Source organism: Arthrobacter sp. D3-16, from assembly GCF_054408515.1.
In genome coordinates, this window is the sequence record NZ_CP096437.1 from 1,634,308 (window position 1) to 1,660,369 (window position 26,062).

Here is a 26,062-nt window from a genome sequence, read left to right on the forward strand (position 1 = left end):
CAGGGTCCGGCACACCCGGTCTACGGAATGTTAGGAAAGGATAAGTATGGGAGCCCAGATTCGGGTCTACCGCCAGAAGATCAGCTCGACCACGTCGATGCGCAAGATCTTCAAGGCGATGGAACTGATCGCTACCTCGCGCATTGGCAAGGCCCGTGCGCGCGTAGCAGCTTCACTGCCTTACGCGAACGCGATCACGCGCGCCGTTTCTGCTGTCGCCAGCCAAAGCGAAATCGACCACCCGCTGACCACTGAGCCGGAGCAGATCCGCCGCGCCGCCGTCCTGGTAATCACCTCGGACCGTGGCCTGGCCGGATCTTACTCGGCAAGCGTGCTCAAGCAGGTGGAGGGTCTCAACGAGCTGCTCCACGCTGAAGGCAAGGAAGTTAAGACGTACCTCGTCGGACGCAAGGCGCAGGCCTATTTCGAGTTCCGGAACCGCGAGTATTCGCGGGTCTGGACCGGTGGGACCGACGCACCCGAGTTCACAACCGCGCGCGAGGTCGGCGAAGCACTGCTGGCCGATTTCGCAACCGACTTTGAAGAGGGCGGCGTGGACGAGATCCACGTGGTGTACACCCGCTTCAAGTCCATGGTCACCCAGGAGCCCACGGTCATCCGCCTGCTTCCACTGGAAGTAGTGGAAGAGCAGGCCGCTTCTGAATCGGACCTGTTGCCGCTGTACGAGTTCGAGCCGGAAACTGAGCGCGTTCTTGACGCTCTGTTGCCGCGCTACATCGAGTCACGTATCTTCGCGGCCATGCTGCAGGCAGCGGCTTCCGAGCTCGCTGCGCGCCAGCGGGCCATGAAGTCCGCGGGCGACAACGCCACGGACCTCATCAAGAAGTACACGCGTCTGCGCAACACGGCCCGCCAGGCTGAAATTACGCAGGAGCTTTCCGAGATTGTTGCCGGCGCCGACGCCCTTGCGTCCTAGCCTGCAGCACCCCCGGTTCCGCTGGACCTGCACCACCACAGATAAACTTAAACCCACGCCATCTACTGAGTGAAGTGAGAGAGATGACTGCCACTGCTACCGAACACGTAGCCGCAACGTCCGGTGCTACCGGCCGCATTGCGCGCGTAATCGGCCCGGTTGTCGACGTCGAATTCCCGGCTGACGCAATCCCGTCCATCTATAACGCCCTGACTACCGAGATCACCCTCAACGGTGTCACCAAGACCATCACGTTCGAGACCTCCCAGCACCTGGGCGACAACCTCGTGCGCGCCATCTCCCTTCAGGCCACCGACGGACTTGTCCGCGGTACGTCCGTAGTGGACAGCGGCGCCCCGATTTCCGTACCCGTTGGCGACGGCGTCAAAGGTCACATCTTCAACGTCCTGGGCCAGCCCCTGGACGTTACCGAGGCGGAACTGCAGATCAGCGAACGCTGGCCTATCCACCGCAAGGCACCGAGCTTTGCGTCCCTTGAAGGTTCCACCGAGATGCTGGAGACCGGCATCAAGGTCATCGACCTCCTCACCCCGTACATCAAGGGTGGAAAGATCGGCCTGTTCGGCGGCGCCGGCGTGGGCAAGACCGTTCTGATCCAGGAAATGATCACCCGTGTTGCCCGCAACTTCGGTGGTACTTCCGTGTTCGCCGGTGTGGGCGAGCGCACCCGTGAAGGTAACGACCTCTGGGTTGAAATGGAAGAGGCAGGCGTCCTCAAAGACACCGCCCTTGTCTTCGGCCAGATGGACGAGCCGCCGGGAACGCGCCTGCGTGTAGCCCTGTCCGCACTGACCATGGCGGAGTACTTCCGCGATGTGCAGAACCAGGACGTGCTGCTCTTCATCGACAACATCTTCCGCTTCACCCAGGCAGGTTCCGAGGTTTCCACCCTCCTCGGCCGCATGCCTTCGGCTGTGGGCTACCAGCCCAACCTGGCAGATGAGATGGGACTCCTGCAGGAGCGCATTACCTCCACCAAGGGCCACTCCATCACCTCGATGCAGGCCATCTACGTTCCCGCAGATGACTACACCGACCCGGCGCCGGCAACTACCTTCGCACACCTCGACGCGACCACGGAACTTTCCCGTGAAATCGCCTCCCGTGGTCTGTACCCGGCTGTTGACCCGCTGACGTCGACCTCGCGCATCCTGGATCCCCAGTACATCGGCAAGGACCACTACAACACGGCTGTCCGCGTGAAGCAGATCCTGCAGAAGAACAAGGAACTCCAGGACATCATCGCCATCCTCGGTGTTGACGAACTGTCTGAAGAGGACAAGATTGTTGTGTCGCGTGCGCGCCGCATCCAGCAGTTCCTCTCGCAGAACACCTACACCGCCAAGCAGTTCACCGGCGTCGAGGGCTCCACGGTTTCCATCAAGGACACCGTCGAGGGCTTCACCGCCATCTGCGACGGCGACCTTGACCACATCGCGGAGCAGGCGTTCTTCAACGTCGGCGGCCTCGATGACGTTGAGCGCCAGTGGGCCAAGATCCAGGAACAGACCAAGTAATATGGCTGAGCTCGAGGTTGAGATTGTCGCAGCGGACCACTTCGTGTGGTCCGGAGCGGCCAAGATGGTCAAGGCCCGCACCAGCGATGGTGAAATCGGAATCCTGCCCGGCCACTCGCCCCTGCTGGCGATCCTGGCCGAGGGTGAGCTGGCCATCCAGCCGGTGTCCGGTGACCGTATTGCCGTAGATGTTGACGGCGGATTCTTCTCCGTGGACAACGACCGCGTGGTTATTGTTGCTGACAACGCCCACCTGGGCGGCTCGGCTACCGCTGGGATCCGCTAGCACCACCTTGATGGACGCACTGAGTCTTCCGTTCATCGCCATGGCAATCGCTTTTGGATTGCTGGTTTTTGCACTGTGCCTTTCGGGGGTGCGCCGCTTCAATCTGCGGCGTGCCCTCGGCACGGTGGACGCCTCCATTTGCATGGCTGGAAACAGCTGGCAGATGGGGGTTTGTCGTTATCAGGACAACGACCTTGAGTGGTTCCGGCTGCTCTCGTTGAGTGTCCGGCCCAAACACAAGTTCAAGCGGCACTCGCTCGAACTGCTGGGCCGCCGCAAGCCCACCGAAGCCGAGGCAGTCAAGGTCCAGCCCGACGTCGTAATTGTCGAATTGCGGTATGAAGGGCAGGACCTTCGCCTTGCCATGAAGTTTGACGCCTATGCGGGCCTCTCGTCCTGGCTTGAGGCCGGGCCGGTCATCGGCGTGGGTACCTGGCGCTAGCCCGCGTGGACTGGCTCTACGACCTCCGGCTCACCGATGGCCCGGTGTACTGGATTTCCCTTGTCCTGGGCGTCGCCGGAGCCGTGTACCTCCTGGCCCCGCCCCCTCATATTCGCGCCCGCCGCTGGATGCTCCGGGCCGTCGGCGCCGCCGCCATGGCCTTCGCGCTGGTGGCCACCGTCCACTGGGCCCTCATCAACGTCTTCTCCGTTTTCCCGGAGAACGTTCCGGACCCCGTCCTGCTATGGGTGGTCCCCGGCGTCGGCGCCCTGATCCTGCTCCTGCTCCGGCTGCCCCGGAGCAGTTGGCGCCGCCGCGCCGCCGGCCTAATCGCAGTGCTTCTGGTGGCAGCGCTTTCATCCGTCCAGATCAATGGCTACTTCGGACTCAACCGCACAGTGAGCGATCTGCTTGGCACGGCGCTGGCCCGGATCCCCGCCCTCGAGCCGGACTTGATGCGGCAACCGGGGGAGGCCGACGGCGTTCCCCTCGTTGGGTGGGCGCCGCTAGGGGAACTACCGGATGGGGGAGTCCTCCGGAGGGCTGTCATCCCCGCCGTCCTGTCCGACATGGACACCCGCGAAGCGTATATCTACCTTCCGCCCGCCTACTTCGCTGAAAACCGCCCTGCCCTCCCTGTGCTGGTCCTGGTGGCCGGCCAGCCGGGAGGGCCTGCGGACTGGCTCACCGGGGGCACCCTGCAAGCCCACATGGACTCCTTCGCTGCTTCGCATGGTGGCATCGCCCCGGTGGTGGTGGTCCCGGACCCGAACGGCTCGCAGTCGGCGAACACGATGTGCATGGACAGCCGGATAGCGAAGGCCGATACCTTCCTGTCGCGCGACGTACCCCAGTGGATTACCTCCACCCTTGTTGTTGACACGAACCATCACCAGTGGGCCATCGGTGGATTTTCCTTCGGCGGCACCTGCGCCCTGCAAATGGGAACCCGGCACCCCGCGCTGTTCCCCTCCGTCCTCTCCTTTTCCGGGGAAGCCGAGCCGGCGATCGCCAAGGAGCGGCAGAAGACCATCGAGGCCGCCTTCCCGGGAGACCCGGACGCGTTTGAGCGGCAGACGCCCCTTGCCATCATGAAGGAACGCCGTTTTGAGTCCAGCGCGGTGTACCTGACAGCAGGACAGGACGACCCCGAATTCGTGGCGTACCTGCACACCCTGACGGAAGCTGCACGGGAGGCGGGCTTCACCGTGCGCGCCCACGAGGTGGAACGCACCGGACATTCATGGGACACGTCCTCGAAGCGGATCGCCGACGCGCTGCAGTTCCTCGCCGACAGGTGGGGACTCCAACAGTGACTTCCGCGAAGCAGGTCCGCACAACATCCCTGGCTTGGGCAACAGTGGGACGGCCGGCACGGGACCGGGTCATCGCCGCCCTGAAAGCGATGCCGTTCTCCGTGGCCGTGCTTGCGGTGTTCCTCGCCACCGGGGCAATCACCGGCAGCTACCTTGCCGGGCCGCCAGAGCAGTTGCTGCACCTGGCAGGAGTGAGCGGACCTGGGCTGCGCGCCGGCAACTGGTGGTCCCTGTTCACCAGCCTCTTTTTCGCCACCAATCCGTTGGCTTATCTTGCCGCATCCCTGATGATCCTCCTGCTGCTGGGCCTGGCCGAACGCAGGATGGGAACGCCGGCAGCGGCGGGGTTCTTCTTTGGCGGCCAGTTCGCAGCAGTCACGCTGTTCCTGCTGCTGACCCAACTGGCAGGGTACGTGGGTGACGGATGGCTGGACCGCATGGCCGACGACATCCTGATTGGCCCCTATCCGGCAGTCCTGACGGCGGCGCTTGGGGCAAGCGGCAGGCTGCCGGTCCTGTGGCAGCGCAGGCTGCGGACAGGCGTACTGTCCATTTCGCTCCTTCTGGTGCTCTACGTCGGGCACGCGGAAACGGTGATCGGCCTGCTCGGTGCCGTCCTGGGGCTCCTGGCCGGATGGTGGATCCAGGGGGACCACGGCCACCTGCACCGCCACCGGTCCACCGGCCGGGAGACCCGGAACCTGCTGGCACTCACCGTCGCCGTTTTCGCCGTGGGACCGATCCTCACGGGAATAGCGCGGGCGCCCACCGGCCCGCTGGCGCTCCTGCGTGACGTCGTCCTGAACCCCATGCCCACACTCAGCCAGCTGGCCTTCAACTGCGGCGCGACTGTGGAAGCGGCCTGCCTGGAAGCGGGAAGGGCAGGGTTTGCGGGGCCGTTCGGCCTTGCGCTGGCAGTGGTTCCGGTGGTCCTGCTGCTGATATGTGCGGATGGAATGCGCCGCGGCCGGCGGCTTGCGTTGAACATCGCCCTTGCCATCCAGCTCGCCGTTACGGGGCTGGCCGCCGTCTACCTGGCACTGTTCGCGCTGGTGCCGTCCCGGCTGCATGGCCCGTCCGCCCCGCCGATGGGAACTGCCTTCGCCCACGTGCTTCCGCTGGTTGGCGTACCCCTGCTGCTGGCAGCGCTCCTGTGGTTCAACCGGCGGCAGTTCCGCGTGCAGACGCTTCCTTCCGCACGGCGGACGCTGGCTCTGGTGGTGGGAGGGACGTGGCTTGTCCTTGCCGGCACATACGCGGCTGCCTGGTTCTGGTCGGGCGGATTAGCCCGCGACGGCGGCTTACTGGGCCTGTTCGCGGAACTGGCGCGGCAGTATGTACCGGTTCCCATCCCGCAGCATTACCACCGGGTCTTCGCGGACAGAAACAGTGTGGAGGCAGTCCTTTTCGCCTACTCAGGACCGGTGTTCTGGGTGGCTGCGCTGGCGGCAGTATGGTGGGCGCTGCTGGGCGGACACCATGGCAATGATTCCGGGCGGCAGGACAGGATCCAGGCACGCAACCTGCTGCACCAGGGCGGCGGACCGCTGTCCTGGATGGCGCTCTGGGAACCCAACAGCTACTGGTTCAGCCCTGAGGGCCAGGGCGCGGTGGCTTTCCAGCGGCACGGCAGCGTGGCGCTGACACTGGGTGGAGCTTTCGGTCCGGGGCAGGGCCAGAAGGACGTCACTGCAGGATTCCTGGCCCACTGCAGCCGCCAGGCGATGATTCCAGCCCTCTACTCCTGCGACGACACGCTGTGGCCCATGCTTGAGGAACGCGGCTTTTCCCGGGTGGCCGTGGCACAGGAGACACGGCTGGCAATTCGCGAACTCGAATTCAAGGGCAAGGAATGGCAGAACGTCCGCACGGCGCTGAATCGTGCTGCAAAGCTGGGAGTCAGGGCTGTCTGGGGACCTTACGAGTCGCTGCCCGCGGGGCTGCGTTCCCGGCTTAGTGAAGTCTCCGAGGAATGGGCAGCAGGTAAGACGGTCCCCGAAATGGGCTTTACCCTCGGCGGCATTGATGAGCTCGATGACCCTGAGGTGCTGTGCTGCCTCGCCGTGGACGAAAGCGGCGCTGTCCACGGGGTGACAAGCTGGCTGCCCGTGTACGACGGCGGGGCCCTGGTCAGCCGGACGCTTGACGTCATGCGCCGGGGCGCCGAGGGATTCCCGGGGGTGATGGAATTCCTCATCGCCTCTGCGGTGCTTGAGCTGCGCGCTTCCGTGGAGGTCATTTCCCTGTCAGGCTCTCCGCTGGCAAGCGTCCCGGGAACCGGCGGTGATGACAGCGGCGAGGAGCGGGCGGATAACCTGGTCCGGATCCTCGACCTCGTGGGGCATGCGCTGGAACCGGTGTATGGATTCCGGTCACTGGCCGCATTCAAGTCGCGCTTCAAGCCGGAGTACCGTGCCCTTTACCTCTATTACCAGGACCCGCTGCACCTGCCCGCTATTGGCCGCGCCTTAACGCGTGCTTACCTGCCCGGGCTTTCCCTTCCGCAGGGTGCGCGCCTGGTACGCAAATTGGTGAAGTGAACTCTTCCAATTGGCACTAACAATGCGCGCTCAGGGCGGACAAGGCCGCCGCCTGAGGCTCATGATGGAACCGGAAATTCAACAAAGAATGGTCCCCGGCATAATTGCCGGGGACCATTGTTTCGCTGCCGGCCGGATTTATGCGGCCGGACGGCGGTGACTAGACCAGCGTTACACCGGTTGCCTGGGGGCCCTTGGCGCCCTGACCGATTTCGAACTGAACACGCTGGTTCTCGTCGAGGGTCTTGAAGCCACCGGTCTGGATCTCCGAGTAGTGCACGAAGACATCACCATCGGAGTCATCCGGGGTAATGAAGCCGAAGCCCTTTTCAGCGTTGAACCACTTGACGGTTCCCTGTGCCATGTATTTCTCCTCATTGTGGAAATTTGTTTAAGATCGGCACACCTCGTGCCGGCCTTGGTCACTCCGCGAGAAGAATCCTGGATTGCCGTCCGGAAAAGGGACCGGCGCTGCAGGAGCTTCGCGCTCGCAACATGTCTTGCGAGCATGAAAAACACCTACACAAAGACTGAGACAAGAATTTCACGCTGCCTCGCGGAGGTCAACGGTTTAGGTGGAGAAACGGATAAATTTTGGGTAAAAAGTCGGTTAAATGACCTTGTCAGAGCCGAATTGGGGCAAATAAAAGGCTCATCAACCCGGTGCGGGGGGCGGGAGGAGTCTTCGTCAGAAGAGCCGGGACTCGCTGTCATCGACGCCACGCATCGCGTCGTAGTCAAGGGTGACGCAATCGATCCCGCGGTCGTTCGCCAGGACTTTGGCCTGCGGCTTGATCTGCTGAGCGGCGAAGATGCCCCGGACGGGGGCCAGCAACGGGTCGCGGTTCAGCAGCTCGAGGTACCGGGTGAGCTGCTCCACGCCGTCGATGTCGCCACGGCGCTTCAGCTCAATGGCCACGGTGGCTCCGCCCGCATCGCGCGCCAGAATGTCCACTGGTCCGATTGCGGTGAAATACTCGCGGCGGATGAGGGAGTAGCCCTCACCGAGTGTTTCAATCTGTTCCGCCAGGAGCCGCTGCAGGTCCGCCTCAACACCGTCCTTGATCAGGCCAGGATCCACGCCGAGTTCATGGGAGGAGTCGCTGATCTTCTCGTGGATGTTGATGATGAGCCGGTCATCGGTCTTGGCCGACTGCACTGTCCACTGCTCGACGACGCCCAGTTCCAGGTCCACGTCCTCGGGGGAGGAGATCCGCATCGTTGCCGGCGGACTCATCCAGTTAAGCGGCTTGTAGGAGCCGCCGTCCGAGTGGACCAGGACAGAGCCGTCAGCCTTGACCAACAGGAGCCTGGTGGCAAGGGGAAGATGGGCTTTGAGCCGGCCAACGTAATCAACTGAGCATCGGGCTATGACAAGTCGCACGCCGTACAGACTACCGGCTGCTGCCGCCGGCCTTGCCCAGCGCAAGTCCTGCAGCCCTATTGGGTTCCCGCCCGGCCGCACTGGCGGAGGCGGGTGCTGGGGCAGAATGGATGCATGCCGCGTTCCAACCGTCCCCGCCGTCCCGTGTCCGGAAAAGCCGGGGCCGGTTCGGGCAGGGCTGCCGGAAAGAAGGGGAGCGGCGAGGTCCCTGAGCTTGACCTGGAACGTGCGCGGGCAGGCATCGCGCGGCGCGAAAGCGCTCCCGACGGCGAATGGATGGTCCGCACCATGACGGCCAGGAACGCCGAAAAGACGTACATCTGCCCGGAGTGTTCCACGGCGGTGCTGCCAGGGGTTGCGCACCTGGTGGTGTGGAAGGACGACCACCTCTTCGGTGCTGCCGCCGGGCTGGCGGAACGGCGCCACTGGCACACCAATTGCTGGATGACCCGCAGTTACCGCTACCGGTAGGGGCCGGGCGGAGCTGTCGCTAAGCTGGCAGGCATGACTTTTGATCCGGCCTCGTATGAATTCAGCCAATCCACCGGTGCCGCTCCCATCCGCGCCGCCACTGTCCTGCCGGCCCGGCGCGAAAACGTGGAGCTGCAGACGGAGGACGGCCACACCCTGGTGGGCGAACTGGCGCTGCCGGAGTCCGGGCCGGTGACGGCCACCCTGATTACCCTTCACCCGCTGCCCACGCACGGCGGCTTTATGGATTCCCACGTCTACCGCAAGGCCTCCTACCGCCTGCCCGCGCTCGCCGGCATTGCGGTGCTGCGGTTCAACACCCGCGGAACCGAATCCCCGCGGGGTACCAGCACGGGGACGTTCGAGGAGGGTGTTGGTGAGCGGCACGACGTGGAGGCGGCGGTCCGCTTCGCCGTCGAACGCGGCCTGCCCAACCGCTGGCTGGTGGGCTGGTCCTTCGGCACCGAACTTGCCCTGATGTACGGGGCAACGGAGCCGGTCGCCCCGCAGATCGAGGGCGCCGTGCTGCTGTCCCCTCCGCTGCATCGGGCCAAGGACGAACACCTGCTGCAGTGGGCGCAGTCCGGAAAGCCGCTCAAGGTACTGGTACCCGAGCACGACGACTATCTCCGGCCCGAGGCTGCAGCAGTGCGCTTCAGCCTGGTGCCCCAGGCGCGCGTGGTGGGCGTCAAAGGCGCGAAGCACCTGTGGGTGGGGGAGAAGTACGCGGGGCGCGTGCTGAACGAGATTGTGGAAGAGGTCACCGAAGCAGACATCGGGGGCACGGGCCTGCCGCAGGAATGGGACGGGCCGGTGGCCACCGCACCGGCGTAGGCCGGAAGGGTCAGGGCCCGGAACACCAGGTCCTGGGGGTCAGTGCTTGTCCTGCCGCACGATGTAGATTTCCCGGATGAGCAGCAGGACAGCGGCCGCCGTGGGAATGGCGATCAGGGCGCCGAGGACACCGAGCACGCTGCCGCCGGCAATGACGGAAATGACTGCCACCGCCCCCGGCACCGCCACGGCCTTCTGCATGATGCGCGGGGAGATGAAGTAGGCCTCGAACTGCAGGTAGGCGAAGTAGCACACGGCGTAGACAGCGGCGGTCTGCCAGCCTTCGGTGAGCGCGATCAGGACTACCAGCACACCGGCAATCAAACCGCCGACCAGCGGGATAAAGGCGAGCAGGGCCACTACAAACGCCAGCAGAAGGGCGAAAGGGATCCCCACGATGGACATCACGATGAAGGCAAAGGTGGCATTGAGCAGGGCCACGCAGGCCTGCCCGATGACATAGTTGCCCACCGACCGCGTGATCTCCTCGGACAAAGCCTCAACCCGGGCGCGGCGGGAACGCGGCGCGAGCCGGTAGCCCCACTTCTTCATGGCCGGCAGGGCGGCCAGGAAGTAGAGGCTCAGCACCAGGACAATCAGGGTGCCGAACAGGCCGTTGGCCACCGTTGAGCCGAAGGTCACCACGCCGCCGAAGATCCCGCCCACTGCAGCGGGATCGTTAACGAACTTGTCCAGTTCCTCCGTGAGCCGGTCGCGGACGCCGAACTGGTCGTCCAGGCTGCGGAAGAACTCGGAATCGATGAAGTCCCGCACCCAGATGGGCGCCTGCTGGACGATCTCCGTTACCTGCTCAACGATCGTGGGGATCAGGGTGGCGAAGAATCCGACGACGGCACTCACCAGGACGGTGACGGACACCAGGATTCCTGCCGGGCGGGGAATCTTCCGGCTCTCCAGCCAGCCCACCACGGGCTCCAGCCCCAGGGCAATGAACAACGCCGCAACAATCCACAACAGCAGCTGCGTGGTGTTGGACCCGATCCAGTAGACCAGCAGGGCCAGCCCCACGCCCACGGTACCCATAAAACCCATATAAAGGGGATGCTGCGGCGACATCCGGGGCCCGGGATCGCCGAACTGGGGCTCCACCTCGCCGGGCTGGTGGCCAACCTGGTTGTCCTGGTGTGAGTATTCCGGCGGCATTTCGAAGCGGATCCTCGGCTGGGCCCCCGGCAACGGCTGGCGAAGACGGCGTACCACCAGTCCGAGGGCAGCGGCCGCGGCCCCCTTCCGGCGCACTGGTGCAGGATCCTGCGGAGCGTTTGCCGAAGGCTCAGCGCCCGCCGGATTCTCGTGTGCCGCGGAGGACTCGTCCGTCTTGTCAGTCACTGGAATTTAGGGCCTGTTCGATGCGTGGCGCCGCTGGCGCGGGCCGGTGTGATGATCATCGCAAACACTATCAGCAGCCTTGTCAACACCCGCGGAGGGGACCGCTCCGGTGGCAGCGGAAGATGAGTATCCGGCTCCGGGACCAGGGCCCCGGTAACCAAACCGTTACTATTGAAGGTAAACCCCCGCTGATGATAGGTGTTCCCTTGCGTTTAAAGACTGCAGTCGCACTCGTGCTGCTCGGCCTCCTGACACTGCTGGCCGGCATCGGCCAGAAAACTATCTGGGCCCCGTCCGAGACTTTCACGGCCTCTGCGCCCGCAGATGCCGAGGCGGCGCCGCTGACCGTCATAGACCAGAACCTGCGCACCCTGCATGGCGGAACCGTCAAGATCAACATTGAGGGCGACGGCAACTTCCTGCTGGCAGCAGGGCGTCCCGATGACGTGGATGCCTGGGTAGGCCAGACGGCTCACAACACCGTCACGGGGGTCTCGGAGGACGGCAAGGCGCTTCAGGTGGAACACGCCGAGGGCGACACCACAGCCCCCAACCCCGCCGGCTCCGATCTTTGGGTTTCCACGGAGAACGCCAGCGGCCAGCTCGAGTATTCCTGGACCCCGCCCGCCGATGGCGACTGGACCCTCCTCCTTGCCTCTGACGGAACCCAGCCTGCTCCGGCATCCATCTCCATGACGTTCCCGAACGATACTTCCACTCCGTGGGCCATTCCGCTGATGGTGCTGGGCTCGCTCCTGATCCTCGGCGGGATCGTCCTGGCCCTGCTTTCCCTCCGCAAGCGCAACGGTGACGGCGACGGCCAGGGCAGCGGCTTCGCCCAGCGTGCCCGCGCCACGAGCGAGGCGCGTTCATCCTCCCGGGTGTCCATGGTTGCAGCGGGCGTGGTGGCTGCAGCCGTGGTGGCCGGAACCGGCGCCGCCGCACATGCCACTTCACCGGCGCCTGAGCCTTCCCCGGATTCGTCATCGACGGCTTCGGCCGTAGCGCAGGAACCGTCCGGTTCGCCGGTGCTGCTGGACGCCCAGTTCCGCCGCATCCTGGAGCAGGTCTCCAGCGCCGCGGACGCCGGCGACGCAGCAAAGGATGCGGCAAAGCTGGCGGACCGCGTGGGCGGGACAGAACTTGAAGTCCGCACCCAGAACTACAAGATCCGCTCGCAGGTGGGATCGTACGAGGCCCGCATGCCTGTGCGATCCACCAAGCTCCTCACCACTGTGGTCACCAGCAACCGCGTCTGGCCCCGGTCCGTCCTCGCCGTGACCCAGGGCGAGGGCAATGTTGTGCCGCAGCTCCTCACGCTCGTCCAGGCCTCGCCGCGCGAGAACTACAAGCTGGTGGAAACGAATCCGCTGCAGCCGGGCACCACGTTCCCCACCATCAACCGTGACGGTACGGAAACCCTTGCTCCCAGTGACAAGACCGGGCTGCTGTACAGCGGCGAAGAGGCCATGGCCGGCCTTGCCGACCGCCTCACCTCCGCCGAGTCGGCTTTCAAGGACAAGCTCGTGGAGGGCGAGTCCTCGCCCTACATCGCGGATACGCTGTCCTACCAGGCCGAGGTGGTCAAGGCAGGCGAGAACGGAAACTTCTCCTTCACCCACAAGGTGGTTCCCGAAAGCACAGTGGTGTTCCGCACCGCCGACGGCGGCGCACTGGTCCTGGGCCGCATCAACTTCGGCTTCGAAGGAACGCCGAAAGCTGCCGGTGACAAACTCACCATCGGTGACGACGCTGCGGCCCTCGCCGGCGGCAAGGAAACCACCACGGGCATGGTCCTGAACTTCGCCGAGTCCATGGCGGTATACGTTCCGCCGGCAGGTTCCACCGACCCCATGAAGCTTGTGGCTGCCACCCGCGGCCTGGTGGGCGCCAGCTTCAAGTAGACGCTGTACCTGCATTACCCCCGGCAGCGGCCGGAGTGGCTAGAGTGGAAAGCATGAGTTCGCCAGCTTCCCGCCCAGTCCCTCCTGCCGCTGCCAACCTGCTTAACCTGCGCGGCGCCGTCGACCTTTCCTCGCTGAAGCAGCGCCCCGCCGCCCCGGCCCCCTCCGTGCCGCCGGCCGGTACTGGTACGCCGGGCGGAGAGCAGCCCGGCGCCGCTCCCGGAGCTCCGGAACTGGTGGTCAACGTAACCGAGGGCAACTTCCAGCAACTCGTGGAGTTGTCCGCGCAGGTACCCGTGGTTTTCGCCCTCTGGGCTTCCTACTCACCCGAGTCATCAACCATGCTGGACGTCCTGGAACGCGTGGTGAACAGCTACGGCGGCAGGCTGGTTCTCGGTGCCGCAGACATCGAAGCCTTCCCGCAGCTGGCCCAGGCGTTCCAGGTGCAGGCCGTACCTACCGCCGTTGCGGTACTGAAGGGCCAGCCTGTGCCGCTTTTCCAGGGCGGCGCTGACGAACAGCAGGTCCGCAGCCTTTTTGATGAACTGTTGAAGGTGGCCGCGGCGAACGGAGTGACCGGAAGCCTTGGCGGCGGCGCTGCCCAGGAAGGGGAACCGGCACCGCTGCCGCCGCTGCACCAGGCCGCTTTTGACGCCATCGAAGCAGGTGACTACGCGGCGGCGGCAGAAGCCTACCGGCAGGCGCTGAAGGAGATGCCCGCCGACCACGAGGCGAAGGCGGGGCTGGCCCAGGTGGAGCTGATGGAGCGCCTCCAGCCACTCACCTCTGAGGACAGCGAAGCACTGCGTGCGCAGGCAGCCAATGAGCCGGACAACCTGGAGGCACAATTTGCTGTCGCCGACCTGGACGTTGCCGGCGGCCATGTGGAGGATGCGCTGAGCCGCCTGGTCAGCTTCATCGGCAGGAACTTCGGGCCGGAGCGCGAGAGCGCCCGGGTCCGCCTGCTCGAACTGTTCGACGTGGTGGGCGCGGCGGATGAGCGGGTGGCCAAGGCGCGGCAGGCACTCGCCAGGGTGCTTTTCTAGTGTCTGCGCTGTTCGAGCCGCTGAAGCTCCGCTCTTTGGAGCTCCGGCACCGGGGCTGGGTTTCCCCGATGTGCCAGTACAGCTGCGATGCCGACGCCGCTCCCGGTGTTCCGCACGACTGGCATCTGATGCACCTGGGTTCGTTCGCCGCCGGCGGCGCGGCATTGATCCTCACCGAGGCTGCCGCCGTTAACCACGAAGGCATGATCAGCCCCCGCGACGCCGGCCTCTACAACGATGCCCAGGCCGAAGCCTGGCAGCGGATTACGTCCTTCGTGCACCGGCACGGGGCGGCGGAGGCAAAAATCGGCGTCCAGTTGGCCCACGCGGGCCGTAAGGCCTCCACCTACTGGCCCTTCTCCGGCAAGCACGGCACCGTCCCGGAGTCCGACGGCGGATGGACCACGGTGGGGCCCTCGCCGTCTGCCTTTGACGGCTACGCCGAACCCGCCGCCATGAGCGGGGAGCAGATCGAGGGAGTGATCAACGATTTCGCGAACGCCGCCGTCCGCGCCGTTGATGCAGGGTTCGATACCGTGGAAATCCATGGGGCGCACGGTTACCTCCTGCACCAGTTCCAGAGTCCGCTGATCAACACGCGGACCGATGCCTGGGGCGGGGATGAGGCCGGGCGGAACCGGCTGATGCTTGCGGTGGTTGATGCTGTGCGGGCTGTCATCCCGGACTCAATGCCCCTGCTCCTGAGGATCTCCGCCAGTGACTGGGCTGACGGCGGGGTGGACCTCGCTGCCTCGGTGCGGCTGGCACGCGAGGCGGCGGAGCGCGGCGTGGATCTCGTGGATGTGTCCAGCGGGGGAGCCGTTTCCCATCAGCAGATCAAGGCGGGACCCGGGTACCAGACAGGCTTCTCCGCCGCCATCCGCAGGGACGCCGGCGTGCCCACCGGAACGGTAGGCCTGCTGACGTCCGCCGGCCAGGCCGAGCATGCCATCGCCACCGGCCAGGCCGACGGCGTCTTCATCGCCCGGGCGGCACTGCGGGATCCGCACTGGTGGCTTCGCGCGGCCTTCGAACTGGGCCATGACATCCAATGGGCGCCGCAGTATGAGCGTGCTGTTCCCCGCCGGACATTCTGACAGCCGCGCCCACAATGGCCCACGAACGGCGCGAACAGAGGACAGCCCCTGCTGGCTCGATTGACCGGCAGTTGGAAGCCACCATCCTGGACCTTCTGGCTGCCAGGGCCGCAACATCCACCATTTGTCCGTCGGATGCCGCCCGCGCCGTCGGCGATGAGAATTGGCGCGACCTGATGGAGCTTGCCCGCAGGGCGGCGCGGCGGCTCGTGGATTCCGGCGAGGTGGAGATCACCCAGGGCGGTTCGGTGGTTGATCCCGCCACAGCAAAAGGGCCGATCCGGATCCGCAAGGTCCGGTAGGAACCGGCAGCCCGTCCGCCGGTTCCTGCAGCTCGTTTGTGCAGGTCAGAACCCCGGCAGAAGCCTTCCTACTCCTTTGACGCTACTCCTGCAGGAGGACCCCGCTGCCGCACCCTGAGGACTAGTCTGGCTTCATGACTGCTCAGCAACCAGATCCGGCGCCGCCCGCCGGTCCCGTAGCCGCTCTGTCCATCCGGGGACTCGCCAAACGCTTCGGCGAAAAGATCGCCGTGGACGGCATCAGCCTGGACGTTCCCGCGGGCTCCTTCTTTGGAATCGTGGGCCCCAACGGCGCCGGCAAGACCACCACGCTTTCCATGGCGACCGGACTGCTGCGACCGGACTTCGGCACCGCCATCGTCCACGGCGTGGATGTCTGGGCCCGGCCCCTGGAGGCCAAGCGGTTGATGGGGATCCTGCCGGATGGCGTACGGCTGTTTGACCGGCTGACCGGCGAACAGCTGATTACCTACGCCGGGCTGCTGCGGGGAATGGACAAGGACGTGGTGGCCAGCCGCGTGGGCGAGCTGTTGGCAGCCCTGGACCTGGCACAGGACGCCGGCACGCTGGTGGTGGACTACTCGGCAGGCATGACCAAGAAGATTGCCCTGGCCTCAGCCCTGATCCACGCGCCGCGGCTGCTGGTGCTGGACGAGCCCTTCGAGGCCGTTGACCCTGTCTCGGCATCCAACATCCGCTCCATCCTGGACAGCTACGTGGCGTCCGGCGGAACCGTGATCGTCTCCAGCCACGTGATGGACCTGGTGCAGCGCATGTGTGACCACGTGGCGGTAGTGGCCGGCGGCAGGCTGCTGGCCGCGGGAACCGTGGACGAGGTGCGCGGCAGTGTTTCCCTGGAAGACCGGTTTGTCCAGCTGGTGGGCGGCCGCAGCCACACGGAAGGGCTGGAATGGTTGCGCACCTTCTAAGGCTCAAGCTGACCCTGCTGCGCAACGGTTTGCGCCGGAGTCCCTGGCAACTGGTGGGAATGGCTTTTGCGGGGCTCTACGCCCTCAGTGTTGTCGCCACCCTGGTGGTTGTCCTGGTCCTGCTTCGCCAGGCGGAACCCGAACTGGTGTACACAGCCGTGGTGCTCGGCGGCTCCGCGGCCGTACTCGGCTGGGGAATCATTCCGGTGGTTGCCTCGGCCACGGACATGACCCTCGATCCAGCCCGTTTCACCACTTTCGCCGTCCCCATGAAGCAGATGCTCGCTGGACTGGCGCTGGGCGGGCTGATCGGCATTCCGGGTTTGGCCACAGCCCTGGTGGCACTGTCCACGGTGGTGACGTGGTCCCGGGGCGTCCTGCCGGCTCTCGCAGCCCTGGTGGGCGCAGTGCTGGGAGTCCTGACCTGCATCGTGCTGTCCAAAGTGGTAACTACGGCAACGGCAAGCCTGGCCTCGTCCCGCCGCTTCAAGGACGTCAGCGCCGTCGCGTTTATGGTGCCCCTCGTCCTCCTGGGCCCTATCGTGGCCGGGGTGGGGCGCGGAATCACAGCCTCCAGCGGCTTCCTGCCCGACTTCGCCCGGACCATGTCCTGGACTCCGCTTGGTGCTCCGTGGTCACTGCCCGGCGACGTAGCGGCCGGGCGGCCCGGAGAAGCGGCGTTGAAACTGCTCCTTTCCGCTGCGGTGCTCGCCGGCCTCGCCTGGTGCTGGAAGCTGCTCCTGGAACGTGCCCTGGTCACGCCGCCATACTCAAGCAGCGGTAAGCGCAAGGGCGGAAAATTGGGGCTGCTCGGGCTGTTGCCCGCTACTCCTGCCGGAGCTGTGATGGCGAGGGCGCTCACGTACTGGTTCCGTGACCCCAGGTACTCCGGCTCGCTCATCGTGCTACCGCTCCTTCCAGTGGTGCTTCTGTTCCAGGGGAGCCAGGCCGCCGACTTCAGCACTCTGGCGCTCCTGGCGCCGCTTTCGGCGTTCATCCTTGCCTGGTCCATCTCCGCTGACGTGTCCTACGACAACACTGCCTTCGCGCTGCACCTGGCCAGCGGCGTCAGGGGAGTGGACGACAGGCTGGGCCGCGCACTGGCCTGCCTCGCCTTCGCACTCCCGGTGGTACTGGTGTTCGCCGCAGGGGCCGCCGCCTTCACCGGAGACTGGCACTCCTTGCCCGGCCAGTTGGGGCTGAGCCTGGGGATCCTCTTCACCGGGCTGGGCTTGTCCTCCGTGGTCTCGGCCCGGTACACCGTGGCGGTTCCCTTGCCGGGTGACAGCCCGTTCAAGAAACCCCCCGGAAATGTGGGCCAGACCCTTGCAGTCCAGTTCGCCGGGCTGGGAGTCCTGCTGGTCCTGGTTTTGCCGGAGGCCGCCCTCCTGATCGCACAGCTCGTGACCGGAAACTCCCTGTTCGGCTGGCTGAACCTGGCCGTCGGGCTCCTGTTGGGCGTGGGCCTGTTTGTGGCCGGTGTCAGGCTGGGCGGAAAATGGCTGGACGGCCGCGGCCCTGAACTGCTCGCCCAGGTCACCGTGAACCGCTGAGCCCGGAAGGAACAGCATGGAAGTAGTAATCCTCAACGGCAGTAAGCAGATCGGGAAACTTGCCGCGGACGCCATCGAGGAGCTCCTCCGGCGCAAGCCCAATGCGGTCCTGGGCCTTGCCACCGGGTCGTCGCCGCTGCCGGTCTACGATGAACTCGCTGCCCGCCATGAGCGGGACGGGCTGGACTTCAGCCAGGCTTCCGGCTTTGCCCTGGACGAGTACGTGGGCCTGCCCGCGGGCCACCCCGAGTCATACCGGGAAGTGATCCGGCGGGAGTTCACGAACAGGGTGAATATCGCTCCGGAAAACGTCCACGGACCGGACGGTACGGCGCAGGACATCCTGGCCGCCTGCAGCGCCTACGAGGAATCCATCAAGGCTGCCGGGGGCATAGACCTGCAACTCCTCGGCGTGGGCACCGACGGCCATATCGGCTTCAACGAGCCCGGCTCCTCCTTCGCCTCCCGCACCCGGATCAAGAGCCTCATCGAACAGACACGCCGGGACAACGCCCGGTTTTTTGCCAGCCTCGCCGAGGTCCCGCACCACGTCCTGACCCAGGGGCTGGGGACCATCATGGATGCCCGCCATGTGATCCTTGTGGCAACCGGCGCGCAGAAGGCGCAGGCCGTCCGGGAGTTCGTTGAAGGGCCGGTGTCCGCCATCTGCCCCGCGTCCGTGCTGCAGTTCCATCCCCATGCCACCGTCCTGCTGGACGAAGCTGCGGCCTCGGCCCTGAAACTGGCGGATTTCTACCGGCACACCTATGACAACAAACCCGCCTGGCAGGGCCTTTAGCCGCGCGGTTTCCAGGGCGGTCCGGCAGGGGAAGAGTACGACGACGGCAGGCAGGGGGCGCCTCTTTCCTCCTGCGGGGGATGCGCCGCCGTCGAACGCCGCACGGCCGGAAAGGCTAAGATGGTTGGCATGACTAGCATGACGGACCCTCTCGAAAACGACCCGATGCGCGAGCTTTCCGGGGCTGGAACGTCCACGGCCACCATTGAGCGCGAGGAACTGCGCCAGGAGGTGGAGCCCGGAGACCGGGAGCGCTTTTCGCACTACGTGCGCAAGGAAAAGATCATGGAGTCGGCGCTGACCGGGGAACCCGTCATCGCGCTGTGCGGCAAAGTCTGGACGCCCGGCCGGGATCCGCAGAAGTTCCCGGTGTGCCCGATGTGCAAAGAGGTCTATGACGGCCTCCGCCCGGGCAACGACGGCGGCAAGGGTCCCGGAGGGGACTCAGGCAACAACAAATAGTGACGGAGACGCTCTTTGGCGGCCCCACCCTGCCTCCGGCTTATCCGGAACGTGCAGCCTGGGGAACCGCCCCGAAACTCCGTGCCTGGCAGCAGGAAGCCCTGGACCTCTACCTGAGGACAAGTCCCCGGGACTTCCTGGCCGTGGCGACGCCCGGCGCCGGTAAAACCACCTTCGCGCTCCGTGTGGCGTCCATGCTCATCGAGTCCGGCACCGTTAATCGGGTGACCATCGTCGCGCCCACGGACCACCTCAAGCGCCAATGGGCGGATGCGGCGGCCAGGGTGGGCATCGCCATCGACCCCAACTTCAAAAATTCCGACGGCCAGCACGGCCGCGGATTCATCGGCGTCGCGGTCACGTACGCCCAGGTGGCCAGCAAACCCCTGCTGCACCGGGCCAAAACCGAGGCCGCTCGGACCCTGGTGATCCTGGACGAGATCCACCACGGCGGCGAGGCGCTGTCCTGGGGCGATGGACTGCGTGAAGCATTTGACCCCGCGGCGCGCCGCCTGTCCCTGACCGGCACCCCGTTCCGCTCGGACACCTCGCCCATTCCGTTCGTGGAGTATGCCGAGGACCGGGACGGGATCCGGCGGTCCAAGGCGGACTACACCTACGGCTACGGCAACGCGCTGAGGGACCACGTGGTCCGGCCGGTGATGTTTATGGCCTATTCCGGGCAGATGCGCTGGCGGACCAGCGCGGGCGAGGAAATGGCCGCGTCGCTTGGCGAGGCCGCGGTGACCAAGGACATTACGTCCCACGCGTGGCGAACCGCACTGAACCCCGCGGGCGAATGGATTTCCGCCGTGCTGGCCGGGGCGGACAAGCGGCTGAGCGAGGTGCGCCGCACTGTTCCCGACGCCGGTGGCCTGGTGATCGCCACCGACCACGAGGACGCCCGGGCCTATGCCGGACAACTGAAGAGGATCACGGGGGAGTCGCCCACCGTCATCCTTTCCGATGACGCGAAGGCGTCCAGCAAGATCGAAGAGTTCACTGCCAGCGACAGACGCTGGATGGTGGCTGTCCGCATGGTGTCCGAAGGCGTGGACGTGCCCCGGCTTTCCGTCGGCGTGTACGCCACGTCAACCTCCACCCCGCTGTTTTTCGCCCAGGCGGTGGGCCGCTTCGTCCGTGCCCGCAAGCGGGGCGAAACGGCGTCGGTCTTCCTGCCGTCCGTTCCCCAGCTGATGGCCCTGGCCAACTCCATGGAGGCCGAACGGGACCACGCCCTGGACCGGCCGGAGAAGGAAGACGGGGACGGCCTCTTCACCCCTGAGGATTCGCTGATGGCGGAAGCCAACCGCGAGGACAAGGCCTCGGACAGCCTGACGAAGGGAAAGTTTGAGGCCCTGGACTCGCAGGCGTCCTTTGACCGCGTCCTGTTCGACGGCGGCGAGTTCGGCACCGGCGGCGAGGTAGGCTCCGATGACGAGATGGACTTCCTCGGCATTCCCGGACTGCTGGATGCCGAACAGGTGGGCACGCTGCTCCGCCAGCGCCAGCACGAGCAGCTCAACCGGAAGAACCGGAAATCGTCCGCGTCGTCGATTGGAACGGAACCCGCGGCCCCGGCCGTCCCGGACCACCGGCTGCTCATGGACCTTCGGAACGAGCTGGCCAAAAACGTGGCTGCCTGGTCGGCACGGACCGGCACGCCCCACGGCGTGGTCCACACCAAGCTCCGGACTGTCTGCGGCGGCCCCCCGGTGGCACAGGCCAACGAGGAACAGCTGCAGTCCCGCCTGCGGAAGCTTCAGGACTGGTTCATCGGCCGCAAGTAGCGGCAGGTGGGCAGCAGGCCCGGCCGCAGGTAGTGGCCGGGCCTGAATTCGCCCGCTTAGGCGACCTCGACGCCGCCGAGTTCCATTTCGGTGATGGCTTCCTCAAGGTCCTCGGCGATCCCGGCCGTGAGGGACCGGATGACCGTCACGGAGTAGCCCGCCTGCACGGCGTCAAGGGAGGTTGCCTTGACGCAGTAGTCGGTGGCTATGCCCACCACCACCACGTCCTCGACGTCGTTGCTCTGCAGCCAGTCGTCCAGGCCGATGGCATCTTCAGCAGCGGCATAGCTGTCCGCGTCTCCGGCGGCCGGAAGCGCGCCGGGCTGCCGTTCCCCGGTGGGCACGGCGTCTTCCGGCGCCTGCAGTCCCTCGAAACCGGAGTAGGCGGCAGCGAACTGCCCCTTCTGGAAATAGGCGTCGACGTACTCGGTGTCCAAGTCCGGATGAAGCTCTGCACCGCGGCTCCCCGCGACGCAGTGCGGTGGCCAGCTGTCCACGAAATCAGGGGTCTCGGAGAAGTGGTCTCCCGGGTTGATGTGCCAGTCCTGAGTGGCCACGATGTGATCGAATTCGCTGTGGTGGGCATCCACGTACTCGCTGATGGCACCGGCCACCGCTGCGCCGCCGGCCACCGCGAGGGAACCGCCTTCGCAAAAATCGTTCTGGACGTCAACGATGATCAGGACGCGGGACATCAGTTCTCCTCAGTTTTCTTCATAGAGAGTGGGGATGGCGGCTTCACCGCGCTGGAGGCGGTTGACCACGGCCGGCAGTTCGGCCATGGACTCGGCGTGGCGCTTGCGCGCCCGGAGCACGCCTTCATGGCCGGTCCAGCCGGGCATCAGTTCACCGTTTTTCATAAACTGCTGCAGCAGCGGACGGTCATTGCCGTCGTCCTCGGGCCGGTGGCCCACCCCCACTACTTCCGCAGTGGCAATGCCGCGCTCATCCAGTTTCCGCAGCGCGTATTTGCGCCCGCCGACGCTGCCCTTGTTCTTTGCGGCTTTGGCGACGGAGACGTAGTCGCCGTCGTCGTCCGTGCGGCTCACCAGCTTGTAGACCATGCTGGCGGTCGGGGCGCCGGAGCCGGTGACCAGTGATGTGCCCACCCCGTAGGAATCCACGGGGGCGGACTGCAGGGCAGCGATGGCGAACTCGTCCAGGTCCGACGTGACCACGATCTTGGTGTTTTCGTTGCCGAGGTTGTCCAGGAGCTGGCGGACCCACTGGGCCTGGGCCACGAGGTCGCCCGAATCCAGCCGGACCGCCCCAAGCCGCGGCCCCGCAAGGTCCACCGCCGTGCGCACCGCGGTTTCGACGTCGTACGTGTCCACGAGGAGGGCCGTGCCGTCGCCCAGGGACGCAATCTGGGCCTCGAAGGCATCCCGCTCCGTGTCATGCAGGAGGGTGAAGGAGTGGGCGGCGGTGCCCACTGTCTTGATTCCGTAGCGGATGCCTGCCTCCAGGTTCGACGTGCTGTCGAACCCGGCAATGATGGCTGCCCGGGCGGAGGCAGTAGCCGCTTCCTCGTGGGTGCGCCGGGAACCCATCTCAATGCAGGGGCGGCCGCCGGCGGCGCTGACCATCCGGGAGGCGGCGGAGGCGATGGCACTGTCGTGGTTCAGCACGGACAAGAGGTACGTCTCCAGCATGCAGGCTTCGGCGAAGGTGGCCTCGACGATGAGGATGGGGGAGTTCGGAAAGTACGCTTCACCTTCCGGATAGCCCCAGATGTCACCGGAGAAGCGGTAGGACGCGAGGTACTCCAGCGTTTGTTCGTTAACCACCTTGGTGCGGGCCAGGAAATCGAGCTCGGCCTCGCCGAAGCGGAAATTCGCGATGCCTTCGAGCAGCCGGCCGGTGCCTGCCACAATGCCGTAGCGCCGTCCGTCCGGCAGCCGCCTGGCGAAGGCTTCGAAAACGGACTTGCGGTGCGCGGCGCCTGAATGAAGCGACGCCTGCAGCATGGTCAGCTCATAGTGGTCAGTGTAAAAGGACGTGCGGGGATGGTCCCAGCCGGCTGAGGTGCTCACGGAAGTCACTCTAGTCCCCACCGGCTCCCACGTCTCGCTTCGCTTCGCCGCGGGTCCCTCGCCGGCGTGGGCCCATCCGCCGGCTCCCACGTCTCGCTTCGCTTCGCCGCGGGTCCCTCGCCGGCGTGGGCCCATCCGGCGTGGCCCGTCCTCCCCATAGAATGGACAGATGACCTTAAGCGTTGCGCTCGGCCCTGATACGCAAGAGGGCACCCGGACCGGAACCGCGGAGTCAACCGACTTCCTTGCCGCACCGGACATCCCCTGGAACCTGGTGATCTGGAATGACCCCGTTAATCTCATGAGCTATGTCAGCTATGTGTTCCAAAGCTACTTTGGCTACCCGGAAAGCAAAGCCAACAAGCTCATGATGGAGGTCCACAAAAAGGGCCGCTCCATTGTTGCCTCGGGCAGCAAGGAACAGGTGGAGCGCCATGCCGTCGCCATGCACGGCTTTGGGCTGTGGGCCACGGTGGAAAAGGCGAGTGGCGGGTCAGGCGGCTCAGGCAGGTCCGGCGGGCCGGGCCAGGGTAAGGGGAAACGTGGCTAAGGCTTTCAAGTACGGACTTAAGGGCATCACCGGCTACCTGGAGCCGGCCGAACGGGAACTGCTGCGCAGCCTCATCGACGACGTCATTTCCATGCTCGAGCCGGAGGAGCGCAAGGGCCAGGATCCGCTGGCTGCCCTGATCGGCCTGGATATGGATGTTTCTGAGCCCTCGGACCGGGCCGTGAAGCGGCTTCTGCCCAACGTGATGAAGGACGACGGCGCCGCGTCCCTTGAGTTCCGCCAGCTCACCGAGCGTTCGCTCCGGGAGACAAAGATCGGCGCCCTGCGTGCGGCGGCACTCGACCTGGACAAGGACGAGATTGTGCTCACCGCTGACGGCGCGCGGCATTGGTCGATGGCCCTGAACGACGTCCGGCTTGTCCTGGCCGAGAGGCTGGACATCCAGGATGAGGAGGATGCCGAGCACGTCCACCTGATGCAGGACTGGTCCCAGGCCGAGGATGTGGAAAGCTACCTGGCCCTGGTCTACAACTTCGCCACCTGGCTGCAGGAATCGCTGGTCCAGGCCATGCTGCAGTCACTGGACACCGGCCGTTGACCAGGTGCCGGCGATTCCCGGCCCGTGCCTGTGACAAATTAGACATGAGTCACAGGCCACAAGATGGTGCCTGACGCTGCGCTGAAGACCTATCCTCGAATAATCATGACAACAGCCTCGAGCATGGATCCGTCAGCAGGCGCTGCAGCGGTATCCGCAGCCAGCGACCTCCCGGCCGCCGCCGTGGAATCACGGCCCATCGGTGTCTTCGATTCCGGCGTAGGCGGATTGACGGTGGCGCGCTCCATCATCGATCAGCTTCCCAACGAATCCATCCTCTATGTAGGGGACACCGCACACGGACCGTACGGCCCCCTGCCCATCGCGGAAGTCCGGGCCAACGCCCTGGGTGTGATGGACGAACTGGTGGACTCCGGAGTCAAGCTCCTCACCATAGCCTGCAACTCGGCGTCGGCCGCTGTGCTGCGCGATGCCCGGGAGCGGTATACCGCCAGGTACGGCATTCCGGTCATCGAGGTCATCCAGCCCGCGGTGCGCCGTGCCGTGGCCGCCACGCGCAGCGGAAGGGTAGGCGTGATCGGCACATCGGCCACCGTGGGCTCCCGGGCCTACGAGGACACCTTTGCAGCAGCCCCGGACCTGCACATCACCTCGGTGGCCTGCCCGGAGTTCGTCAGCTACGTGGAAGCCGGGATCACCACCGGCCCCGCCCTGCTGGCTGTCGCAGAGGAGTACCTCGCTCCGCTCAAAGCTGCCGGGGTGGATACCGTGGTCCTGGGCTGTACGCACTACCCGCTGCTCACCGGCGTCATCTCCTACGTAATGGGGGCGGACGTAACCCTGGTGTCCAGTGCCGAGGAGACGGCCAAGGATGTCTACCGGGCCCTGGCCACCCACGACCTGCAGCGCACGGACGCCGCGCCGCCGGAACACCATTTCGTGGCCACCGGGGACGCACGCCAGTTCGAGGCACTGGCGCGCCGGTTCCTGGGACCCGAAGTGCTCTCTGTCCGCCATGTTGACCACGTATCCGCGCAGTACCCCACCGGCAGCCTGGCCCGCATCACCCCCGAAATGATCGCAGCCGCGCAAGGTGCCCGCAGCCGCCCCCGGATTTCCAACTTCGTGGGAAGCTCAGTGACCGGAGGCACCGGCCAGTGAAGCTCACCATCGTAGGCTGTACCGGATCCTTCCCCGGCCCCGGCTCCCCGGCGTCGTGCTACCTCCTGACGGCGAACGATGGCGAGCGGACGTGGAAAGTGGTGATGGACCTGGGCAGCGGTGCACTGGGTGCCATCCAGCGCTACACCGACCTGGAGGACATCGACGCGATCTTCCTCACCCACCTCCATCCGGACCACTGCATGGACCTTTGCGGTTTGCACGTGGCGGTCCGGTGGAAGCCGGGCGGCTGGGGCCGCGGGCGGATCCCGGTGTGGGGACCGGCCGCCACGGCGGACCGGATGGCCACCGCGTACGGCCTGGAGCTGGACCCGGGGATGCATGAGGAGTTCGACTTCACCAACTGGGCCGAACGCGAAGCGGTGACCGTTGGCCCGTTTACCGTGACACCCTTCGCCGTGAACCACCCCATCGAGGAGTGCTACGCCCTGCGGGTGGAAGTGGTGGAGCCGGACAAGGAAGGCAACTCCGTTTCCCGCATCCTGACCTACTCGGGTGACACCGACTCCTGCTCCGGGCTGGAAGAGGCTGCCAAGGACGCGGACCTGTTCCTCTGCGAGGCCGCGTTTGAGGAAGGCCGCGATGACGGGATCAAGGACGTCCACCTGACTGGCAAGCGCGCAGGGGAGGCCGCTGCCGCTGCCGGCGCGCGCCGGCTCCTGCTGACACATATTCCGGTGTGGACCTCGCAGACCACCGTGATGGCGGAGGCCCGTCCGGTCTTCGGCGGTGACGTCGCTGTGGCAGTGGCCGGCGTGCATTACACCATTTAGGCGGCACTACCAGGCGGCACCGGG

The 26,062-nt window shown here is 65.7% G+C and carries 26 protein-coding genes; 21 read left to right on the forward strand and 5 right to left on the reverse strand.

The features are described 5' to 3' along the window. Positions 1 to 46: 46 nt before the first annotated feature. The 6 genes from M1D32_RS07820 (at position 47) to M1D32_RS07845 (ending at position 7,059) form a co-directional block, all read left to right on the forward strand. Positions 47 to 937, forward strand: coding sequence for a F0F1 ATP synthase subunit gamma (locus M1D32_RS07820; protein ID WP_307094618.1), 891 nt, complete (start codon positions 47 to 49; stop codon positions 935 to 937). 83 nt (positions 938 to 1,020) lie between these two features. After that, positions 1,021 to 2,475: a F0F1 ATP synthase subunit beta gene (gene atpD / locus M1D32_RS07825; protein ID WP_163162500.1), complete on the forward strand. Its 1,455-nt coding sequence runs from the start codon at positions 1,021 to 1,023 to the stop codon at positions 2,473 to 2,475. 1 nt (position 2,476) lies between these two features. Continuing rightward, entirely contained in the window at positions 2,477 to 2,761 is a 285-nt protein-coding gene (locus M1D32_RS07830; RefSeq protein ID WP_079597677.1) for a F0F1 ATP synthase subunit epsilon, read from the forward strand. 10 nt (positions 2,762 to 2,771) lie between these two features. Further along, complete coding sequence (locus M1D32_RS07835; protein WP_458781689.1) at positions 2,772 to 3,203, forward strand: DUF2550 domain-containing protein; 432 nt, start codon at positions 2,772 to 2,774, stop codon at positions 3,201 to 3,203. Positions 3,204 to 3,208: 5 nt separating this feature from the next. Further along, complete coding sequence (locus tag M1D32_RS07840; RefSeq protein WP_458781690.1) at positions 3,209 to 4,519, forward strand: alpha/beta hydrolase; 1,311 nt, start codon at positions 3,209 to 3,211, stop codon at positions 4,517 to 4,519. Further along, positions 4,447 to 7,059 (forward strand): phosphatidylglycerol lysyltransferase domain-containing protein, encoded by a 2,613-nt coding sequence (locus tag M1D32_RS07845; protein WP_458781691.1) that lies wholly within the window; start codon positions 4,447 to 4,449, stop codon positions 7,057 to 7,059. Before M1D32_RS07840 ends, M1D32_RS07845 begins: the two co-directional genes overlap by 73 nt. A gap of 160 nt (positions 7,060 to 7,219) precedes the next feature. Here the strand turns inward: M1D32_RS07845 and M1D32_RS07850 are convergent, their stop codons facing one another. Then, positions 7,220 to 7,423 carry a cold-shock protein gene (locus M1D32_RS07850; protein WP_011692441.1) on the reverse strand — a complete coding sequence of 68 codons (204 nt, stop codon included), beginning with the start codon at positions 7,421 to 7,423 and terminating at the stop codon, positions 7,220 to 7,222. 324 nt (positions 7,424 to 7,747) lie between these two features. Then, on the reverse strand, positions 7,748 to 8,443 hold the full coding sequence (gene nucS / locus M1D32_RS07855) for an endonuclease NucS (protein ID WP_458781692.1): 696 nt from the start codon (positions 8,441 to 8,443) through the stop codon (positions 7,748 to 7,750). A gap of 114 nt (positions 8,444 to 8,557) precedes the next feature. Between nucS and M1D32_RS07860 the strand changes: the two genes are divergently transcribed. Together M1D32_RS07860 and M1D32_RS07865 are read left to right on the forward strand one after the other, a co-directional pair. After that, a complete protein-coding gene (locus M1D32_RS07860) occupies positions 8,558 to 8,914 on the forward strand; it encodes an ATP/GTP-binding protein (RefSeq protein ID WP_458781693.1) in 357 nt (118 codons plus the stop codon). A gap of 33 nt (positions 8,915 to 8,947) precedes the next feature. After that, positions 8,948 to 9,748: an alpha/beta hydrolase gene (locus tag M1D32_RS07865; RefSeq protein WP_458781694.1), complete on the forward strand. Its 801-nt coding sequence runs from the start codon at positions 8,948 to 8,950 to the stop codon at positions 9,746 to 9,748. Positions 9,749 to 9,787: 39 nt separating this feature from the next. On the opposite strand, the gene M1D32_RS07870 is transcribed toward M1D32_RS07865, so the two are convergent. After that, positions 9,788 to 11,098, reverse strand: a complete 1,311-nt coding sequence (locus M1D32_RS07870; protein ID WP_458781695.1) for an AI-2E family transporter — start codon at positions 11,096 to 11,098, stop codon at positions 9,788 to 9,790. 191 nt (positions 11,099 to 11,289) lie between these two features. Here M1D32_RS07870 and M1D32_RS07875 point away from each other — a divergent pair, with 191 nt between their 5' ends. From M1D32_RS07875 to M1D32_RS07915, 9 genes are all read left to right on the forward strand, one after another. Continuing rightward, a complete protein-coding gene (locus M1D32_RS07875) occupies positions 11,290 to 13,002 on the forward strand; it encodes a hypothetical protein (protein WP_458781696.1) in 1,713 nt (570 codons plus the stop codon). A 53-nt stretch (positions 13,003 to 13,055) separates the two neighbouring features. Continuing rightward, a complete protein-coding gene (locus M1D32_RS07880; RefSeq protein ID WP_458781697.1) occupies positions 13,056 to 14,048 on the forward strand; it encodes a co-chaperone YbbN in 993 nt (330 codons plus the stop codon). Beyond that, positions 14,048 to 15,145 carry an NADH:flavin oxidoreductase/NADH oxidase gene (locus M1D32_RS07885; RefSeq protein WP_458781698.1) on the forward strand — a complete coding sequence of 366 codons (1,098 nt, stop codon included), beginning with the start codon at positions 14,048 to 14,050 and terminating at the stop codon, positions 15,143 to 15,145. The genes M1D32_RS07880 and M1D32_RS07885 overlap by 1 nt, the downstream gene beginning before the upstream one ends. 14 nt (positions 15,146 to 15,159) lie before the next feature. Beyond that, positions 15,160 to 15,447 (forward strand): DUF3253 domain-containing protein, encoded by a 288-nt coding sequence (locus M1D32_RS07890; RefSeq protein WP_458781699.1) that lies wholly within the window; start codon positions 15,160 to 15,162, stop codon positions 15,445 to 15,447. Positions 15,448 to 15,581: 134 nt separating this feature from the next. Beyond that, entirely contained in the window at positions 15,582 to 16,376 is a 795-nt protein-coding gene (locus tag M1D32_RS07895) for an ABC transporter ATP-binding protein (RefSeq protein WP_458781700.1), read from the forward strand. Further along, on the forward strand, positions 16,358 to 17,929 hold the full coding sequence (locus M1D32_RS07900) for a transporter (protein ID WP_458781701.1): 1,572 nt from the start codon (positions 16,358 to 16,360) through the stop codon (positions 17,927 to 17,929). The genes M1D32_RS07895 and M1D32_RS07900 overlap by 19 nt, the downstream gene beginning before the upstream one ends. A 16-nt stretch (positions 17,930 to 17,945) precedes the next feature. Beyond that, positions 17,946 to 18,728, forward strand: coding sequence for a glucosamine-6-phosphate deaminase (gene nagB / locus M1D32_RS07905; protein WP_458781702.1), 783 nt, complete (start codon positions 17,946 to 17,948; stop codon positions 18,726 to 18,728). Positions 18,729 to 18,848: 120 nt separating this feature from the next. After that, positions 18,849 to 19,190, forward strand: a complete 342-nt coding sequence (locus tag M1D32_RS07910; RefSeq protein ID WP_458781703.1) for a DUF3039 domain-containing protein — start codon at positions 18,849 to 18,851, stop codon at positions 19,188 to 19,190. Further along, positions 19,190 to 20,980, forward strand: coding sequence for a DEAD/DEAH box helicase (locus M1D32_RS07915; protein WP_458781704.1), 1,791 nt, complete (start codon positions 19,190 to 19,192; stop codon positions 20,978 to 20,980). Before M1D32_RS07910 ends, M1D32_RS07915 begins: the two co-directional genes overlap by 1 nt. 56 nt (positions 20,981 to 21,036) lie before the next feature. Here the strand turns inward: M1D32_RS07915 and M1D32_RS07920 are convergent, their stop codons facing one another. Continuing rightward, complete coding sequence (locus M1D32_RS07920) at positions 21,037 to 21,675, reverse strand: isochorismatase family protein (protein ID WP_458781705.1); 639 nt, start codon at positions 21,673 to 21,675, stop codon at positions 21,037 to 21,039. 9 nt (positions 21,676 to 21,684) lie between these two features. Then, complete coding sequence (locus M1D32_RS07925) at positions 21,685 to 23,013, reverse strand: nicotinate phosphoribosyltransferase (RefSeq protein WP_458781706.1); 1,329 nt, start codon at positions 23,011 to 23,013, stop codon at positions 21,685 to 21,687. A 169-nt stretch (positions 23,014 to 23,182) separates the two neighbouring features. Between M1D32_RS07925 and clpS the strand changes: the two genes are divergently transcribed. The 4 genes from clpS (at position 23,183) to M1D32_RS07945 (ending at position 26,038) form a co-directional block, all read left to right on the forward strand. Beyond that, positions 23,183 to 23,563 carry an ATP-dependent Clp protease adapter ClpS gene (gene clpS / locus M1D32_RS07930; RefSeq protein WP_458781707.1) on the forward strand — a complete coding sequence of 127 codons (381 nt, stop codon included), beginning with the start codon at positions 23,183 to 23,185 and terminating at the stop codon, positions 23,561 to 23,563. Continuing rightward, a complete protein-coding gene (locus tag M1D32_RS07935; RefSeq protein WP_458781708.1) occupies positions 23,556 to 24,122 on the forward strand; it encodes a DUF2017 domain-containing protein in 567 nt (188 codons plus the stop codon). Before clpS ends, M1D32_RS07935 begins: the two co-directional genes overlap by 8 nt. Positions 24,123 to 24,245: 123 nt before the next feature. Continuing rightward, complete coding sequence (gene murI / locus M1D32_RS07940) at positions 24,246 to 25,244, forward strand: glutamate racemase (protein WP_458782131.1); 999 nt, start codon at positions 24,246 to 24,248, stop codon at positions 25,242 to 25,244. Beyond that, positions 25,241 to 26,038 carry an MBL fold metallo-hydrolase gene (locus M1D32_RS07945; RefSeq protein WP_458781709.1) on the forward strand — a complete coding sequence of 266 codons (798 nt, stop codon included), beginning with the start codon at positions 25,241 to 25,243 and terminating at the stop codon, positions 26,036 to 26,038. Before murI ends, M1D32_RS07945 begins: the two co-directional genes overlap by 4 nt. Positions 26,039 to 26,062 lie beyond the last annotated feature (24 nt).

What these genes read in the sequence shown, in the direction of transcription:
- M1D32_RS07820 (WP_307094618.1), top strand. Translation starts at nt 47, where the DNA reads ATGGGAGCCCAGATTCGGGTCTACCGCCAGAAGATCAGCTCGACCACG.
- atpD (WP_163162500.1), top strand. Translation starts at nt 1,021, where the DNA reads ATGACTGCCACTGCTACCGAACACGTAGCCGCAACGTCCGGTGCTACC.
- M1D32_RS07830 (WP_079597677.1), top strand. Translation starts at nt 2,477, where the DNA reads ATGGCTGAGCTCGAGGTTGAGATTGTCGCAGCGGACCACTTCGTGTGG.
- M1D32_RS07835 (WP_458781689.1), top strand. Translation starts at nt 2,772, where the DNA reads ATGGACGCACTGAGTCTTCCGTTCATCGCCATGGCAATCGCTTTTGGA.
- M1D32_RS07845 (WP_458781691.1), top strand. Translation starts at nt 4,447, where the DNA reads ATGGGACACGTCCTCGAAGCGGATCGCCGACGCGCTGCAGTTCCTCGC.
- M1D32_RS07850 (WP_011692441.1), bottom strand. Translation starts at nt 7,423, where the DNA reads ATGGCACAGGGAACCGTCAAGTGGTTCAACGCTGAAAAGGGCTTCGGC.
- M1D32_RS07860 (WP_458781693.1), top strand. Translation starts at nt 8,558, where the DNA reads ATGCCGCGTTCCAACCGTCCCCGCCGTCCCGTGTCCGGAAAAGCCGGG.
- M1D32_RS07865 (WP_458781694.1), top strand. Translation starts at nt 8,948, where the DNA reads ATGACTTTTGATCCGGCCTCGTATGAATTCAGCCAATCCACCGGTGCC.
- M1D32_RS07875 (WP_458781696.1), top strand. Translation starts at nt 11,290, where the DNA reads ATGATAGGTGTTCCCTTGCGTTTAAAGACTGCAGTCGCACTCGTGCTG.
- M1D32_RS07880 (WP_458781697.1), top strand. Translation starts at nt 13,056, where the DNA reads ATGAGTTCGCCAGCTTCCCGCCCAGTCCCTCCTGCCGCTGCCAACCTG.
- M1D32_RS07890 (WP_458781699.1), top strand. Translation starts at nt 15,160, where the DNA reads ATGGCCCACGAACGGCGCGAACAGAGGACAGCCCCTGCTGGCTCGATT.
- M1D32_RS07895 (WP_458781700.1), top strand. Translation starts at nt 15,582, where the DNA reads ATGACTGCTCAGCAACCAGATCCGGCGCCGCCCGCCGGTCCCGTAGCC.
- M1D32_RS07900 (WP_458781701.1), top strand. Translation starts at nt 16,358, where the DNA reads ATGGTTGCGCACCTTCTAAGGCTCAAGCTGACCCTGCTGCGCAACGGT.
- nagB (WP_458781702.1), top strand. Translation starts at nt 17,946, where the DNA reads ATGGAAGTAGTAATCCTCAACGGCAGTAAGCAGATCGGGAAACTTGCC.
- M1D32_RS07910 (WP_458781703.1), top strand. Translation starts at nt 18,849, where the DNA reads ATGGTTGGCATGACTAGCATGACGGACCCTCTCGAAAACGACCCGATG.
- M1D32_RS07920 (WP_458781705.1), bottom strand. Translation starts at nt 21,675, where the DNA reads ATGTCCCGCGTCCTGATCATCGTTGACGTCCAGAACGATTTTTGCGAA.
- clpS (WP_458781707.1), top strand. Translation starts at nt 23,183, where the DNA reads ATGACCTTAAGCGTTGCGCTCGGCCCTGATACGCAAGAGGGCACCCGG.
- murI (WP_458782131.1), top strand. Translation starts at nt 24,246, where the DNA reads ATGGATCCGTCAGCAGGCGCTGCAGCGGTATCCGCAGCCAGCGACCTC.